The following is a 16,028-nucleotide window of genomic DNA, read 5'->3' on the forward strand; positions in this document are numbered from 1 at the left end:
CGGATCTTCCGCAAAGCCCGGTGCAGCCCGAACCGACTGTCGTCAATCGCAGCCGCCATCCTCACCCTGGAGAGGCACCGCTGAAAAAGCTCAGTGAAACCGTTCGGATCTCCCTATTCGGTCTCGTTGGCATCGTTGTCAACTGAAACAGTGATCGAGGGCGCCACGTCCGGTGCCGATCGCACGGTGCACCCTGGTCCATACGATGAGCCGTTCACCGTGATGGGGCCGCCAGACGGCCCAACAGCGCGGCGACAGTGCTACTGCCGGTCGCCGCGCACCAGGACGCGGGACTCAGCCAGTTTCATGATGCTCCCCCAACTTCCCAGTCCCGTCGTTGGCTGGCCTCTCCTGGATCGCTTCGTCGTGCGGCATGACGGATGAGGAGTTGGCCTTCCGTTGTTCACATTCCGCAATCGCGAGCGTGTCTTCGAGTTCCCTCAACTCTCGCTCGCTGATCAGTGAGGCGATGGGCCCGGTGATGTCGGTGAAGACAATGAGTGTGCCGGCCCTGGAGGTCCTTCGGACCAGCTCACCGAGTGATGCTGGCAGCCTTGAAACTGGGATGCGGTTCGTGTCGCTCAGTGGTGAATCCAGCCAAGAGCAGGTATGGAGCAGGAAATTCAGTGCACATTCCTGACGAGCCGTCTCCGTGGAACGATCACGGGCCAACGCGTCTTTGATCGCTTGGCTCAAGAACTCCTCCGTGCTCTTCCCTGACGCCTTGGCCCATGCGTGGAGTCGCCTCTTTACCCCTGGCGCGAAGGGAATGCTCATCTGCAGCAACCCGTCCGGCCCGGGGAAGAGAGTGCACAGTACGTCAATGGGAAGCGATTCCTGAAGGCGTCTCCAAACCTTTCTGATGGCAAGCTTCTCGTCGGGTGCCGACACGAGAACGGCGATGCTTTTGCCGTCGTGCGACGATGCCATGGGCATACGGCTGATCCGTCGCGCGGCTTTGAGTTCGACTCCGCTGACGGTCCGAGTCAGGATGATTTCAATGGCGTGCAGAGACATGTAGCCTCCAGGTCAATAGAGCGAGATAGGACCGTCGGGAAGCCAGCCTTCCAGGTATCCGGCGATCAGAAGGACCACGCCTTCAGGTGAGATGTCTCGATGCCGACTTCTGAGTTCGCTGATTTCCCACCGGGCGTGTGACAAAGACATCTCCTGAAACGAGTCCGACTCTTTCACGCTGATCCTCACGATGAAAACATGGGAAACAGTTCGCTGGTCATGTTCCCAGCAGTCGGACCCCAGTGTTTCGTGAACACCGTAAACGGATCCGAAGCGAGGATTCGTGATGTGAAATCGCTCGGCGAGATATTGAGCGGCACCATCTTTGAAATCAGCGCCGGCGCCGAGCAGCGCCTGCGGGACCGTCCAGCCGCCGCAGCAGCCGCCGCACAGCATCAGGCGATCCTGGTCGTCCAGGAGCAGTAGGAGGACGCGGCGGTCGGGGACCGAGGGGGCGTGGGAGGTTGCCATGCGGTCAGGCTGCCGTCTCGCTACTTAAGTAGCAACAGGGTGGGACTTTATGGCTGACAGGTTCACTCGGGCAGCGTCAGATGTGTGCCGTGTGTCGTGGCTGCCTGCCCCCGCCGCTGTGCACAGGTTGCACCGAATACGGGCGCTGCATTGCACACTGCACGCACGCCATGAGCTGCGAAAACGCTGAAACGGCGTTTGGGATTCGGGGCTGCCGCGTTTTGAGGCCTCGCACACCACCAGGCCTGACCTGCGGCGATGGAATTTCCCACACATCCCACGAAGGCGGGGTCGTGACCGTGAAGGCCACAGGCGTCAGCGTACCGGATCTGCTCGGTGGGGGTGTGGGGGTCAGGACGTCGGCACCCGGGTGAAGCGGCCTGCCATGTGGAGGTCCTGCTCGATGCGGGTCGCCGTGGCGCGGAGGTGGGGCAGGATGTCCCGTTCGCACTCCTCGGGCGTGTGGCGGGCCGCGTGCATGGCCACGTTCAGGGCGGCGACCGCTCGGCCCGTGCGGTCGCGGACCGGGACCGCGATCGAGCGGAGGCCCTCCTCGAGTTCCTCGTCCACCAGGGCGTGGCCCTGGGACCGGACCTCGGCGAGGACGCGGGTGAGGGTCTCCGGGTCGGTCAGGGTGCGGGGGGTGAGCGGGCGGAGAGGGGAGGGGAGGGGGCGGTCGGACGGGGGGAGGTCCGACAGCAGTACGCGGCCCATCGAGGTCGCGTAGGCCGGCAGTCGGGTGCCCACCGTGATGTTCACGCTCATGATGCGGCTCGTGGCGACGCGGGCCGTGTACTGGATCTCGTTGCCCGAGAGCACGGCCAGGGACGTCGACTCGTGGACCCTCTGGGCCAGTTCGGCCATGTGGGGGGCCGCGATCTCGGGGAGGGACGTGCGGGAGAGGGGCGGGAAGCCGAGGGAAAGGACTCGGGGGGTGAGGGCGAAGGTGCGGTCCTGTGCCCGGACCAGCCCCAGGTGTTCGTAGGTGATCAGGGCTCGGCGGGCCGTCGCGCGGGCCAGGCCCGTTGCCTTTGCCACCTCCGTCAGGGTCAGGGCGGCGCGGCCCTCGCCGAAGGCCGTCAGGACCGTCAGGCCGCGGGCCAGGGACTCGACGAACTCCCGGCCCAGTTCCTGCTTCGACGCACCGGTCCAGGTCGCGAGGCCGGAGGGCGCGGCGGACGGCTGGGGCGGCGGTACCTCGCGCAGGTCGTCCTCCATCACCCGTACCGCCGCCCGCAGCCGGGGGAGCAGGGTGTCGCGCAGGTCCGCGGCGGTGTGCCGGCTGGTGTGGCTCACCACGTTCGCCGCGCAGGCGATACGGCCGGTGCGCGGGTCCCGTACGGGGACGGACACCGCGACCAGGCCCGGTTCGATCAGCTGGTCGTCCAAGGCCCAGCCGCTCGTGGCGGATTCGGTCACCCGTCGCTCGAAGTCCTCGTCGGGGGAGGGATGTTGGGGGTGGGGTACGGCCGGGAAGAGTGTGCCCTCCGGGTCCGCAGCTCTGCGCTGTCGCCAATCCCGCCAGTCGTTCTGCGTCCACTCCGTTGCGAACAGGGCGCCCGGCGCGGTGCGTTCGGCCGGCAGCAGGTCGCCGATGCGGAAGCTCAGGGACATCGCGCGGCGGCGGGTGGCCTGGTGGATGAAGCGGATGCCGTCGCGGTCGGCGACCGCAAGGGACACGGATTCGTCCAGTTCGTCGGCGAGGGCGTCGGCGCGTGCGTCCAGCAGGGCGGGCAGCCGCAGGGCGGAGAGGTAGGCGTTGCCCAGTTCCATCAGGCGGGGGGTCAGGATCACGTCCCGGCCGTCGAGGCGGACGTATCCCATACGCGCGAGGGTGGCGGTGATCCGGTCGACCGTGGAACGGGCGAGGCCCGTGGCCCGCTCCAGGGCGCTCGGGCTCAGCGTCCCGCCGGCCTCGGTCAGTCGTCGCAGCACGGCGACCCCGCGGATGAGCGGCGCGACCGCCTCGGCCGGTACGTCAAAAGAGCCGTCGGCCGGTACGTCAAAAGAGCCGTCGGCCGGTACGGCGGACGGCGCGGCCCGTACGTCGGGAGAAGCGGCGTCGGCGTCCATCGTGGGCTTCGCGGGCATCGGGTCTCCGGTACGGCGGTCGGGGCATGCCTACCGTAATGCGGAGAACCCCGGTGCATCGCGGGCCGCTCACCGCCGGGTCACCAGCACCCGGTAGCTGCGGGAGCTTCCGGAGCCGTCCGTCCCCGCCACCGTGATGCGGATCCCGTGCTTCGGGTCCTTGAAGACCTCGCCGGGGATGAAGGGGGCGTCCGAGAGTTCCGCCTGGACGTTGGGGCTGCGGGTGCAGCCGCCGCTGTCGCGCCGGGAGTCGTAGACCTTCACCGGTCCCATCCCGGTGTCCACGCCTGCGTCCACCTTGTAGATCAGTACGCCCGGGCGGCACACGGCCTCGTCGTTGCCCGCGTGGGTGCGTACCTCCATGGCGTACCCGGTGTGGCTGCTGAGCGGTACGAAGACCAGCTTCGGGCCGCCCGCGCGCTCCAGCGGCGTCAGCGTGTGCTCCGTGGTGCCGTGCCGCGAGGCACAGCTGACCTGGGACGGGTCCAGCCAGCCGAGCTTCCACTTGTGCCAGCCGAGCAGGTCGTTGTTGGCCCCCCAGTCCTCGCTCATGATGTCCCAGTGGCCGACGGCGCCGCCGCCCGCCTGGGTGTACAGGTCGGGCAGGCCGAAGACATGGCCGTTCTCGTGCGGCAGCACCCGGTAGCCGGTCCTGCCGTAGGAGCCGGAGCCGTCGTCCTGGCGGGAGTAGACGAACGAGGCGTTGGTGACGGGGACGCCGTCGGCGACCGGTGCCTCCGTGTTGCCGGCGAAGGTCACCGACAGGACCGTGTCCAGGGCGGACGGGCCGGCGTTCGGGGTCACCAGCACGTTCAGGAAGTCGTACTCCTGGAAGTTCACCTCGGGGTCGGCGGCGCTCACGATGTCCTGGACGAGCTCGCGGTAGCCGGAGTCGAAGGGGGCGCCGCGTTCTATGCCGTACGCCTTGAACGGCTTCGGCATGCGCAGCCAGTGCGGGACGGGGGTCTCGGGGCGGTAGTCCAGACGGCCGTAGGAGGCGGTGCGGAACCACTGGCGGGTCTTCGGGAAGAACTCGTGGAAGCGGTCGAGGGCGTTGCCGTGGCCGGGTGCGTCGGAGAAGTCGACCATCAGGGTCAGGGCGTGGACGGTGCCCGTGGAGCGGGAGTAGCCGGCGCCGGTCGGGACGCCCTCCGACAGCTGGACGGCGTGACCGCCTTTGATCATGCAGGGGCTCAGTGCGGCGCTGCGAGCCGACGCGATCGGGCCCGCACCGGCCGCCGTGGAGGGCGCCGTCAGATGTCCGGTGCCGGCCGAGGTGCTGACCGCGAACGTCAGGACGGTCACGGACGCGAGGGCGGCCGCGCGGCGTGGACGTATCCCACGGCAGAGCTGCATGCACGCGTCCTTCGTCCATGGCAGCCGGCGGCATCGGACTGCGCCCTTTCGATCACCCTGATCGGGGGGCTGCGCGGGCGCGCGCTGGAGGAGCCCGAACGTGGGGTTCAGGAGCCAGAGTGGTGTGACTCAGGTCACATCGAATCTTTCCGTCAACCTGAAATAAGCGGGGAGCGTCTCCCCGTTTAGTCAGGTGTCCGAATGAAACGGGGAGTGACTCCCCGGATCGCAGCACCACCGACTGCTCGCAGCAACTCTCACCGAGGAGCACACCGTGACCGCCACGACGACCGTGAAGGCCCCGCAGCGCAAGGTGGCCCGGCCGCGCGCCGACGCCCTGCGCAACCGGGAGCGGATCGTCGCCGCCGCCCGGGAGATGTTCACCGAGTTCGGCCCCGAGGTGCCGCTCGACGAGATCGCCCGCCGGGCCGGCGTGGGCAACGCCACGGTGTACCGCAACTTCCCCGACCGCGACGCGCTCGTCCGCGAGGTCGTCTGCTCCGTCATGGACCGGACGTCGGAGGCGGCCGAGCTCGCGCTCGCCGAGGCCGGGGACGCCTTCGAGGCGCTCGAGCGCTTTGTGCACACCGCCGCCGACGAGCGGATCAGCGCGCTGTGCCCGATGGTCCAGAGCACCTTCGACAAGAACCATCCCGATCTCGAAGCGGCCCGTGAGCGGGTCGAGCAGACCGTCAACGAGCTGATGGACCGCGCCAAGGAGGCCGGGCAGCTCCGCCCCGACGTCGCCGTCGGGGACCTCATGATCGTCGTGGCGCAGCTCAGCCGGCCCCCGGCCGGCACCGACTGCCTGGTCAGCGACCGCTTCGTACACCGCCATCTGCAGCTGTTCCTGGACGGACTGCGGGCCCCGGCCCGCTCGGTCCTGCCGGGCACACCCGTGACCGTGGAGGATCTGCGCCGGCCCTGCGATTAGTTCCGCACCCCAAGCCAGTCACTACACCGCATCACCGACTTACCGAATCACCGACTTACCGAATCTCACCGACGCACCACATCACCGACTCACCGGCCGTCGCCGGAAGCCCGTAGACGAGCCGTCCCCGTAAGACGCCTTTTTCCGTCACGAAGTCCCGAAGTGGGTACCCCCATGTCTGCAACAGCCTCAAAGGCTTCAGGCGCCGTCGAGAACACCGGCGACGCCAATCGCTGGAAAGCGCTCGTCTTCATAGCGCTCGCCCAGCTGATGGTCGTGCTCGACGCGACCATCGTGAACATCGCCCTGCCGTCCGCCCAGACCGACCTGGGCATCTCGGACGGCAACCGGCAGTGGGTCGTCACGGCCTACGCCCTCGCCTTCGGCGGCCTGCTCCTGTTCGGCGGCCGGATCGCCGACCTGTGGGGCCGCAAGCGCGCCTTCGTCGTGGGTCTGGTCGGCTTCGCCGCCGCCTCCGCGCTCGGCGGTGCGGCGACCACCGGCGCCATGATGTTCGGCGCCCGTGCCCTCCAGGGTGCCTTCGGCGCGCTGCTCGCGCCCGCCGCGCTGTCCCTGCTCGCCGTGATGTTCACGGACGCCAAGGAGCGCGCCAAGGCGTTCGGCATCTACGGTGCGATCGCCGGTGGCGGTGGCGCCGTCGGCTTCATCCTCGGTGGCGTGCTCACCGAGTACATGGACTGGCGCTGGACGTTCTTCGTCAACATCCCGTTCGCCATCGTGGCCGCGCTGGGCGCGTACTTCGTCATCCGTGAGCCGGAGGGCGGCCGCAACCGCAACCCGCTCGACATCCCGGGCGTCCTGCTCTCCACCCTCGGCCTGGTCTCGCTGGTCTACGGCTTCACCCGCGCCGAGTCGGACGGCTGGGGCGACACCACGACCGTCTCCCTGTTCGTCGCGTCGGCCGTCCTGCTGATCGCCTTCGTCGTCACCGAGGCCAGGGTCAAGGCCCCGCTGCTGCCCCTGCGGGTGGTCACCGACCGCAACCGCGGCGGCATATACCTTTCCCTCGGCATCGCCATCATCGCGATGTTCGGCACGTTCCTCTTCCTGACCTACTACCTGCAGGTCATCAAGGGCTTCTCGCCCATCAAGACCGGTTTCGCCTTCCTGCCGATGATCGCGGGCATGATGGTCGGCTCCACCCAGATCGGCGCCCGGCTGATGACCCGGGTCCCGGCCCGGACGCTGATGGGCCCCGGCTTCCTGGTCGCCGCGGGCGGCATGTTCTTCCTGACCCAGCTTGAGATCGGCTCGTCGTACGCCTCGCTGATCCTGCCGTCGATGCTGCTGCTCGGTCTCGGCATGGGTACGGCGTTCATGCCCGCCATGTCCCTGGCCACCCTGGGCGTCGAGCCCCGTGACGCCGGTGTCGCCTCCGCGATGGTCAACACCTCGCAGCAGGTGGGCGGCGCGATCGGTACGGCCCTGCTGAACACGATCGCCGCCTCCGCGACGACCTCGTACATCAAGGACCACATTGCGACCGCGACCTCCAAGTCGCAGGCGCAGCTGGTCCAGATGCAGGGTGCGGTGCACGGCTACACCAACGCGATCTGGTTCGCCGTCGGCATGCTGGTGCTCGCTGCCGTGATCGTCGGGACCCTCGTCAACGCCGGCAGCCCCGGCTCGACCACGGTGACTGGCTCCGAGGACGGCGTCGAGGACGAGCTGGCCGTCCCGGTGGTCGCCCACTGACGGCGGCCGTCCGGCCGTACCCCTTCGGAATTCGGAACCATCCGTACGCAGGAGGAAGGGGACGCCTCCCGCGTACGGCCCCAGGAACTGCCCTGGCTCCCTGAGTGAGCGGCTCAGCGGAGCCAGGGCAGGTCCGCGCCCGCATCGGCGGGCTGGAGGCCCTCGGCGACGATCTCCATGATCTCGCCGAGGGTCTCCTGTTGCTGTGGGGTGAGCCGCTCGAACACCGCCTGCCGTACGGCCGTCACATGGCCCGGCGCGGTCCGCGCCAGCACCTCGGCGCCCGCGTCCGTCAGCACCGCGAACTGGCCCCGCTTGTCGGAGGGGCAGTCCTCGCGCCGCACCCAGCCGTTCTTCTCCAGCCGCGCGATCGCGTGCGAGAGACGGGACCGGGTGATCTTCGACTTCATCGCCAGCTCGGTCATCCGCAGCCGCCGCTGCGGGGCCTCGGCGAGACCGACCAGCAGCCCGTAGTAGATGTGAGGCATGCCCGCGTCCCGCTGCAACTGGCGGTCGAGATGGTCCTCGAGAAGCATGGTGGCGTGCAGGTAGGAGCGCCAGATGCGCTGCTCGTCGTCGGTGAGCCAGCGGGTCTGCTCGGCGGGTTTCGCCGCTGCGGATGCTTCTTCAGCGGATGTGGGTGCCGTATTCATGTATCCATCGTACGAGAGCTCTCCTTGAAAATTAAACAATTTGGGCGTATGCTCTGAATCAGGGAGTTTGAGAGTTCAAGCATTGGGAGTCGCTGTCATGTCCGCCGTCACTCAGGAGCGCATGCCCGCCCTCTATCTCAGCCACGGTGCGCCGCCGCTCGCGGACGACCCGATCTGGCCCGGGGAACTCGCCGCCTGGTCCGCCGGCCTGCCGCGCCCCAAGGCGATCCTCATGGTCTCCGCCCACTGGGAGGAGGCCCCGCTCGCGCTGGGCGCGGTGGAGACGATCCCGCTCGTCTACGACTTCTGGGGTTTCCCCGAGCACTACTACCAGGTGAAGTACGAGGCCCCGGGCGCCCCCGAACTCGCCGAGTCCGTACGGAAGTTGCTGCGCGCTCCGGGCATACCCGTGCAGGACATCCCCGACCGCGGCCTCGACCACGGCGCCTATGTCCCGCTCGTGGAGATGTTCCCGGCCGCCGACATCCCGGTCCTGCAGATCTCGATGCCGACCCTCGACCCGGTGAAGCTGATGGAGATCGGCCGCAAGCTCGCGCCGCTGCGCGACGAGGGCGTGCTGATCGTCGGCTCCGGCTTCTTCACGCACAACCTGGCCGCGCTGCGGCACACGGGCGGGGGAGTGCCGAGCTGGTCCTCGGAGTTCGACGACTGGGGCCGCAGGGCGCTGGAGGCCCGGGACTGGGACGGCCTGCTGGACTTCCTCCACAAGGCCCCGGCCGGCCGCTACGCCCACCCCCGCACCGAGCACTTCGCCCCGCTGTTCGTGACCATGGGCGCGGCGGACGTCACCGGTGAGCTGGACGCGCAGAAGTCCGTGATCGACGGCTTCTGGATGGGCATGGCGAAGCGGTCGGTGCAGTTCGGCTGAGGCTGCGAGGCCCTGGGGGCTACAGCTCCTTCTCGTACCAGGCGACGTCCCAGTACCTGCCGAACTTCCGGCCCACCTCCCGGTAGGTGCCGACGTGGCGGAACCCGAAGCGTTCATGCAGCCGCGTGGACGCTTCGTTGGGCTGTGCGATGCCCGCGTAGGCGCGGTGCAGGTCCTCCTCCGCCAGGGCCTCGAAGAGCGCCTTGTACAGCAGCGTGCCGATGCCCCGGCGGCCCGCGTGCGGGGCCACGTACACCGTGACCTCGACCGACGTCCCGTAGGCCGGTTTCGCGCGGTAAGGGCTGGATGTGGCGTAGCCCAGAATTTCCTGTGTGTCCGTATCCGTGGCAACCATCAGCCGGTGCGGCCCGTCTACAGGGTGGGAGAGCAGCCAAGGACGACGCTCTTCCGGAGTGAAGACGGCGGTATCGAATGTGATGGGCGTCTCACGTACGTAGTGGTTGTAGATGTCGGTGAGAGCGTCGAGGTCCTCCTCGGCTCCCGGTCTGACCTGCACCTCTGTACGCTCCGACACCATCGGGCCTCCCTCTGTGGCCGGACAGGGTACTGCATGATCAGAAAAATTGGGGGGCGGGTTGGGAATTCTGTCCGGATTCCAGTCGTTGTTTCCATCGGATGCAGGGCACCCGACCAAAGTGCTCAGCGGCACTCGAAGGCGAGTGTCCGGCGTCTGAGAGACCACCCGCCAGCCCACCATCGCAAGGGAGCACGCATGGCAACCCGTGCCGTCGCCCGTCGTAAGTCCGCCACCGGCGAGACGGCCGACGCGGCAAGCAGTGTTCGCGCCCACGCCGGCGAGATCGCCGACCGTGACCTGGTCGGCATGTACCTCGACGAGATCGCGCGCACACCGCTGCTCGACGCCGCCAAGGAGGTCGAGCTGTCCCAGATCATCGAGGCGGGTGTGTTCGCGCGACAGGTTCTCGACGGGTACGAGGAGTCCAAGGCCGAGGCCACCCGCGAGGAGCTCGAAGCCCTCGTGGCCGACGCCGAGCGCGCCAAGGACATCTTCATCCGCTCCAACCTCCGCCTGGTCGTGGCCGTGGCGCGCCGTTACCCCCGTAGCGGTCTGCCCCTGCTCGACCTGATCCAGGAGGGCAACGCCGGTCTGGTGCGCGCGGTCGAGAAGTTCGACTACCGCAAGGGCTTCAAGTTCTCTACGTACGCGACCTGGTGGATCCGTCAGGCGATCACCCGCTCGATAGCGGACCAGTCGCGCACCATCCGCCTGCCCGTCCACCTGGTGGAGGAGCTGGGCCGGATCCGCCGTGTGCAGCGGGAGTTCAACCGCGAGCACGGCCGCGACCCGGAGCCCACGGAGATCGCCGCCGAGCTCGGCTCGAACGCGGACCGTGTGATCGACGTCCTGGACTGGGCCCGCGACCCGGTCTCGCTGAACATGGCGGTGGACGACGAGGGCGAGACCCAGTTCGGCGACCTGCTCGAGGACACCTCCGCGGTCTCCCCCGAGCAGTCCGTCCTCACGCTGCTCCGCAGCGAGGAACTCGACCACCTCATCGGTCGCCTCGACCCGCGCACGGCGTCCATCATCAAGATGCGCTACGGCATCGACGACGGCCGCGAGCGCACCCTGACGGAGGTCGGCAAGGAGCACGGCCTGACCCGCGAGCGGATCCGGCAGATCGAGAAGCACGCCCTGCTGGAGCTGAAGAAGCTGGCACGCGACACGGGCTTCGAGGCGGCGGCCTGACGAGCGGTCACGGGGGCGCGTACGGCACACGGTGAGAGCCGGGTGGCGTACGCGCCGCCGGCCGCGCACGCCGGGTGGCGAAAGACCGCGCAAACATGGCGGTTCAACGCCGCTTCAACCGCCAGAACCAGGGAACAAGACTTCAGGGCACACGAGTTCGGCGGCATCATCCCGCCCCCTGAACGACCGGACCACTGCCACCACCGGACCAAGTCCCGACGCACATCCCCCCCCGGCGGCGGGACTTTCCTGAGCCGGGCTTCGGCGCCCCTCCCCCCGGGCGCCGGGGCCCGGTTCTCTTTCGTGGGCGTGCTGGGATCCCGCCGGGACGGACACAGATGACGGCGGGCCACCCCAGACCTGAACACTGGGGTGGCCCGCCGTCATGTGTGTCCCGCGGCGTGACACTCTGCCATACAGTCGTCACGTTTCGCTAACCCGCCCTATGGGAGCCGGTCCCTCCTCCACCGATACGGCCCCGCGCCCCTTCGGAGCGCTCACCCGCCCCCGGCCCGTACGAGCCGTCCCCCCAGCTCTCGTACGCTCTCCACCAGTTGAGGTGGTTCCCGTACCGTGAACTCGTGGCCCAGGAGCGCCAGCCGGACCGCCAGCCAGTCCGCCGCGTCGCTCGTCCGGCCCCGTAGGCGGCAGGTGTGGTCGTCGATCGGTTCCGGGGTGCCCAGCCAGGACGGGATGCGGGTCGCGACGGTTTCCGCGGGGGCGGCGAAGGTGACCTCGAAGTCGTACGACTCCTGGTGTCGTTGCATCGAGCGGCGCAGGAACTCCGCCGCGTTTCCGGTCGGCAGCTCCCGCGGGGCGAACCGGGCGCCGGTTGCGAAGGGGTCGCTCACACGGTCGACGCGGAACGTGCGCCAGTCGGCGCGGTCGAGGTCGTAGGCGACGAGGTACCAGCGGCGGCCGGTCGAGACGAGGCGGTACGGCTCCGTCAGGCGCCGTGACTCGGTGCCGTCGCCGGCGCGGTAGGCGAAGCGCAGACGCTCGTGCCCGGCCACCGTGGACGCCATGACGGTCAGCGTCTCGGGCGCGATGCTCGCCCCGTCCCCGCTGGTCAGCGGTGTGGTCGCGGCCTGGAGCGTGGAGACGCGGTGGCGCAGGCGGGAGGGCAGCACCTGTTCCAGCTTGGCCAGGGCCCGTACGGACGCCTCGTCCACGCCCTCCAGGGCGTGCCCGGCACCCGCCCTGAGCCCGACCGCGATCGCCACGGCCTCCTCGTCGTCCAGTACGAGCGGAGGCATCGCCTTCCCCGCCACCAGCCGGTAGCCGCCCTCGGCGCCCAGGGTCGCCTGCACCGGATACCCGAGCTCGCGCAGCCGGTCGATGTCCCGCCGCACCGTGCGCCGCGACACGCCCAGCCGTTCGGCGAGCTCACCGCCCGGCCATTCGCGGGGAGTCTGGAGGAGGGAGAGGAGTTGGAGGAGTCGGGCCGGGGTGTCCGTCGTCATGGTGAGAGCATGCCGCAGAACTAGGACACGATCTGACCTACTAGAGGTCTAGCTTCGGGGTATGACCTCCACCGAGATCCCATCCGTTCCCGCCTCCGGCGACCGCAGGCGCTGGTTCGCCCTCGCCATCGTGATGACCGCGGCCTTCATGGACCTCGTCGACGTCACGATCGTCAACATCGCGATCCCGTCGATCCAGCGGGACGCCGGCGCTTCCGTCGGCCAGATCCAGTGGATCACCGCCGGCTACGCGCTCGCCTTCGCCGCGGGGCTGATCACCGGCGGACGCCTCGGCGACATCCATGGCCGCAAACGGCTGTTCCTCGTCGGCATCGGCGGGTTCACCCTCGCCTCCGCGCTGTGCGGCTTCGCCGCGAACCCGGAGATGCTGGTCGCCTCCCGGATCCTGCAGGGCGGTATGGCCGCGATGATGGTGCCGCAGGTTCTGTCGATCGTGCACGCCACCTTCCCGGCGCACGAGCGGGGCAAGGTGTTCGGCCTGTTCGGCGCGATCGTGGGGCTCGGGGCGGTCTCGGGCCCGCTGCTCGGCGCGCTGCTGACGGAGTGGAACCTGTGGGGTCTGGAATGGCGGCCGATCTTCCTCATCAATCTCCCGGTCGGCATCGCGGGCCTGGTCCTCGGCAGCCGCTTCATCACCGAGTCGAAGGCACCTCGGGCGCTGAAGCTGGACCTGGTCGGGGTAGCCCTGGTCACCCTCGGTCTGACCATGCTGCTCTACCCGCTGACCCGCGGCCGTGAGCTGGGCTGGCCGCTGTGGGGGTACGTCTCGATGGCCGGTGCGCTCGTCGTCTTCGCGGTGCTGGTGGCGTACGAGAGGCGCAAGGCCGTACGGGACGGGTCTCCGCTGGTGGAGCTCTCGCTGTTCCGGGTGAAGAGCTTCGCGGCCGGTATCGCGGTGCAGACGGTCTTCGGGATCGCGCTCGGGGTGTTCTTCCTGGTGTGGACGATGTACATGCAGACCGGGCTGGGCTGGAGCCCGCTGCGGGCGGGGCTGACCGGGGTGCCGTTCTCGATCTCCGTCTCCACGGCGGCAGGGCTGTCCGTGCAGAAGCTGGTGCCGCGCTTCGGCCGCAAGGTGCTCCAGGCGGGTGCGCTGCTCATGGCCGCGGGCGTCCTGCTCTACATCTGGGAGTCCGGCCGCTACGGCCTGGCCATCGCCTCCTGGCAGATGGCGCTGCCCCTGGTCGTGATGGGCGTCGGCATGGGCCTGATCGTGGCCCCGCTGACGGACGCGGTGCTGTCGGACGTGCCGCGCGAGCACGCCGGCTCGGCATCGGGGCTCATCAACACCGTGCAGCAGATGGGCAACGCGCTGGGGCTCGGGCTGGTGTCGGTGGTGTTCTTCGGGGAGATCGGCGACCGGCTGACGCGGTCCGAGGTGGGCCCGGCGTTCGTGAACGCCTTCCAGCACGCGCTGGGGTGGGTCGCCGCGGTGATGGGGATCATCTTCGTCTTGATGTTCGCTCTGCCGAAACGGGCCGGAGAGGTGGGGGAGCAGACAAAGGAGGCCGATGCGGCCGAGCTGCGCGCCGGGGGCACGCAGGACGCCCCCGCACGCCAGGGGGATCTCGCTTCGGTCCGCTAGCGCCCTGACACCCTGCCCCGACTCTGTGCGAGGGCAGGGTGTTGGGTGATCCCCGCCCCCGAGGCCGTTCGCACCGTACTGCTCGATCCGCAGGTCGGCCTGTGGGCGGCCGCCCTGTTCCGCCGGCGTCCGCCCGGGCACGCGGGTTGGTGGCGCGGTCCTCAGCAGATCTCGTGTATCTGCCATAGATCTCGTGCATCTGCCATCGATGCCCGTTTGTGTCCGAGTGGCGCCCGAACCTGTTTACTTTCCGGAAATCCGGGCGTAGCCTCCGAGTGAAACCACAAGTTCGGGCATGAGGTCGGAGGTGAACGGACATGTACGCACCGGAGCGGCAGCAGGAGATCCTCCGGCTCGCCCGTGACGGCGGGCGGGTGGACGTGGTGTCGCTGGCCGAGGAGTTCCAGGTGACGGCGGAGACGATCCGCCGGGACCTGAAGGCCCTCGACCGTGCGGGGCTCGTCCGGCGGGTGCACGGCGGTGCCATACCGGCCGGGCGGCTCGACTTCGAGCCCGACCTCGCCGAGCGCGAGAGCACCTCTACCGACGAGAAGGACCGCATCGCCAAGGCGGCCCTGAGCGAGCTGCCGAGCGAGGGCACGGTGATCCTCGACGCGGGTACGACGGTGGCGAGGCTCGCCGCCGCGCTCCCCCTGGAGGCATCCCTCACCGTCGTCACGCACAGCCTGCCGATCGCGGCCCGCCTCGCGGACCACCCCGGCATCCAGCTCCACCTCGTCGGGGGACGCGTACGGCACCGTACACGCGCCGCCGTGGACGCCTGGGCGCTGCGGGCCTACAGCGAGATCCGGGCGGACGTGCTGTTCGTGGCAGCCAACGGCTTCTCCGCCGACCACGGCCTGACCACCCCCGACCTCGCCGAAGCCGCGGTCAAGCGTGCGGCGGTGGCCGCGGCCCGCCGCGTGGTGCTGCTCGCCGACTCCTCCAAGCACGGCCAGGAGCACTTCGCCCGCTTCGGCGACCTGAGTGACGTGGACCTGCTGATCACCGACAGCGGACTGAGCCCGGAAGACTCCACCGCCATCGAGCGCGGCGGCACAGAAGTGCTGTGTGTGTAGAGCGGCACGGAAGTGCTGTGTGTTGTATCCGTAGAAACGAGTGCGCATGATCCTCACCGTCACCCCGAACCCGTCCCTGGACCGCACCTACGAGGTCCCCGCCTTCCACCGTGGCGAGGTCATCCGCGCCACCGGAGAACGCATGGACCCGGGCGGCAAGGGCGTGAACGTCTCGCGTGCGGTCGCGGCCGCCGGGCGGCGCACGGTCGCGGTGCTGCCCCTGGGCGGCGCGCCCGGCGCGCTCGTCGCCGAGCTGCTCGACGCGCAGGGCATCGAGGTCGCGCCGGTCCCGGTCGCCGGGGCCACCCGCTCGAACATCGCGCTCGCGGAGGCGGACGGGGTGCTCACGAAGATCAACGCGCCCGGTCCCGAGCTGTCGGCCCAGGAGCAGGAGCTGCTGCTGAACACCGTGCACCGGCAGTCGCCCGACGCGGACTGGATCGCCTGCTGCGGGAGCCTGCCCCGGGGTCTCGCGCCGGCCTGGTACGCCGATGTCGTCGCCCGGGTGCACGCCGGGGGCGCGCGGATCGCCCTGGACACCTCCGGGCCCGCCCTGATCGAGGCGCTGCGCGAGCAGCCCGACGTGGTGAAGCCGAACGCCGAGGAACTCGCTGAGGCCGTCGGGCGCCCCCTGTTCACGGTGGGCGACGCCGTGAAGGCGGCCGAGGAACTGCGTGAGATGGGCGCGCGCGCCGTCCTCGCGAGCCTGGGCGCCGACGGGCAGCTGCTCGTGGACGCCTCGGGCGTCTGGTTCGGCAGCGCGCGCGTGGACGTCGTCCGCAGCAATGTGGGTGCCGGTGACTCCTCGCTGGCCGGATTCCTGATCGCCGGCGGCAGCGGCCCCGAGGCCCTCGCCTCGGCGGTCGCACACGGCGCGGCGGCCGTCCAGCTGCCGGGCAGCGTGATGCCGACGCCGCGGGACCTGGATCCCGCGGCGGTGACGGTGACGGCCGACGTGCCGGTGGATCGTGTACTTGAGGAGCCGGTGTCATGACGTACAGGCGAAAGACGGCGCATCGCG

The 16,028-nt window shown here is 69.3% G+C and carries 14 protein-coding genes; 7 read left to right on the forward strand and 7 right to left on the reverse strand.

The window, feature by feature from the left end; all coding sequences use genetic code 11:
- Window positions 1-294 precede the first annotated feature (294 nt).
- The 4 genes from ACFY1U_RS41025 to ACFY1U_RS41040 all read right to left on the reverse strand — a co-directional run bounded on the left by ACFY1U_RS41025 (window position 295) and on the right by ACFY1U_RS41040 (window position 4,935).
- Window positions 295-1,017 (reverse strand): hypothetical protein, encoded by a 723-nt coding sequence (locus tag ACFY1U_RS41025; RefSeq protein WP_390699138.1) that lies wholly within the window; start codon window positions 1,015-1,017, stop codon window positions 295-297.
- A 12-nt stretch (window positions 1,018-1,029) separates the two neighbouring features.
- The gene (locus tag ACFY1U_RS41030) at window positions 1,030-1,488 is read right to left on the reverse strand and encodes a hypothetical protein (RefSeq protein ID WP_390699139.1); all 459 of its coding nucleotides are present in this window, start codon (window positions 1,486-1,488) and stop codon (window positions 1,030-1,032) included.
- Between the two features lie 351 nt (window positions 1,489-1,839).
- Window positions 1,840-3,579: an IclR family transcriptional regulator C-terminal domain-containing protein gene (locus ACFY1U_RS41035; protein WP_390699140.1), complete on the reverse strand. Its 1,740-nt coding sequence runs from the start codon at window positions 3,577-3,579 to the stop codon at window positions 1,840-1,842.
- A gap of 69 nt (window positions 3,580-3,648) precedes the next feature.
- Window positions 3,649-4,935: a M6 family metalloprotease domain-containing protein gene (locus ACFY1U_RS41040; protein WP_390699141.1), complete on the reverse strand. Its 1,287-nt coding sequence runs from the start codon at window positions 4,933-4,935 to the stop codon at window positions 3,649-3,651.
- Window positions 4,936-5,209: 274 nt separating this feature from the next.
- Here ACFY1U_RS41040 and ACFY1U_RS41045 point away from each other — a divergent pair, with 274 nt between their 5' ends.
- Both ACFY1U_RS41045 and ACFY1U_RS41050 read left to right on the forward strand, forming a co-directional pair.
- On the forward strand, window positions 5,210-5,869 hold the full coding sequence (locus ACFY1U_RS41045) for a TetR/AcrR family transcriptional regulator (RefSeq protein ID WP_390699142.1): 660 nt from the start codon (window positions 5,210-5,212) through the stop codon (window positions 5,867-5,869).
- A gap of 174 nt (window positions 5,870-6,043) precedes the next feature.
- A complete protein-coding gene (locus ACFY1U_RS41050) occupies window positions 6,044-7,585 on the forward strand; it encodes an MFS transporter (protein ID WP_390699143.1) in 1,542 nt (513 codons plus the stop codon).
- Between the two features lie 113 nt (window positions 7,586-7,698).
- Here ACFY1U_RS41050 and ACFY1U_RS41055 read toward each other — a convergent pair whose 3' ends face one another.
- A complete protein-coding gene (locus ACFY1U_RS41055) occupies window positions 7,699-8,238 on the reverse strand; it encodes a MarR family winged helix-turn-helix transcriptional regulator (protein WP_390699144.1) in 540 nt (179 codons plus the stop codon).
- 97 nt (window positions 8,239-8,335) lie between these two features.
- Between ACFY1U_RS41055 and ACFY1U_RS41060 the strand changes: the two genes are divergently transcribed.
- Window positions 8,336-9,127: a dioxygenase gene (locus tag ACFY1U_RS41060; protein WP_390699145.1), complete on the forward strand. Its 792-nt coding sequence runs from the start codon at window positions 8,336-8,338 to the stop codon at window positions 9,125-9,127.
- A 19-nt stretch (window positions 9,128-9,146) separates the two neighbouring features.
- On the opposite strand, the gene ACFY1U_RS41065 is transcribed toward ACFY1U_RS41060, so the two are convergent.
- The gene (locus ACFY1U_RS41065; RefSeq protein ID WP_390699146.1) at window positions 9,147-9,665 is read right to left on the reverse strand and encodes a GNAT family N-acetyltransferase; all 519 of its coding nucleotides are present in this window, start codon (window positions 9,663-9,665) and stop codon (window positions 9,147-9,149) included.
- Window positions 9,666-9,860: 195 nt separating this feature from the next.
- On the opposite strand from ACFY1U_RS41065, the gene ACFY1U_RS41070 reads away from it, so the two are divergent.
- Window positions 9,861-10,859 (forward strand): RNA polymerase sigma factor RpoD/SigA, encoded by a 999-nt coding sequence (locus ACFY1U_RS41070; protein WP_390699147.1) that lies wholly within the window; start codon window positions 9,861-9,863, stop codon window positions 10,857-10,859.
- Window positions 10,860-11,356: 497 nt separating this feature from the next.
- On the opposite strand, the gene ACFY1U_RS41075 is transcribed toward ACFY1U_RS41070, so the two are convergent.
- Window positions 11,357-12,322, reverse strand: a complete 966-nt coding sequence (locus tag ACFY1U_RS41075) for a helix-turn-helix transcriptional regulator (protein ID WP_390699148.1) — start codon at window positions 12,320-12,322, stop codon at window positions 11,357-11,359.
- A 61-nt stretch (window positions 12,323-12,383) separates the two neighbouring features.
- Here ACFY1U_RS41075 and ACFY1U_RS41080 point away from each other — a divergent pair, with 61 nt between their 5' ends.
- The 3 genes from ACFY1U_RS41080 to pfkB all read left to right on the forward strand — a co-directional run bounded on the left by ACFY1U_RS41080 (window position 12,384) and on the right by pfkB (window position 16,001).
- Entirely contained in the window at window positions 12,384-13,928 is a 1,545-nt protein-coding gene (locus ACFY1U_RS41080; protein ID WP_390699149.1) for an MFS transporter, read from the forward strand.
- Between the two features lie 317 nt (window positions 13,929-14,245).
- Window positions 14,246-15,007, forward strand: coding sequence for a DeoR/GlpR family DNA-binding transcription regulator (locus tag ACFY1U_RS41085; RefSeq protein ID WP_390699150.1), 762 nt, complete (start codon window positions 14,246-14,248; stop codon window positions 15,005-15,007).
- Window positions 15,008-15,053: 46 nt separating this feature from the next.
- A complete protein-coding gene (pfkB, locus tag ACFY1U_RS41090) occupies window positions 15,054-16,001 on the forward strand; it encodes a 1-phosphofructokinase (RefSeq protein ID WP_390699151.1) in 948 nt (315 codons plus the stop codon).
- Window positions 16,002-16,028 lie beyond the last annotated feature (27 nt).

This window comes from Streptomyces sp. NPDC001351 (assembly GCF_042896045.1).
In the GTDB taxonomy this organism is placed as follows: Bacteria; Actinomycetota; Actinomycetes; order Streptomycetales; family Streptomycetaceae; genus Streptomyces.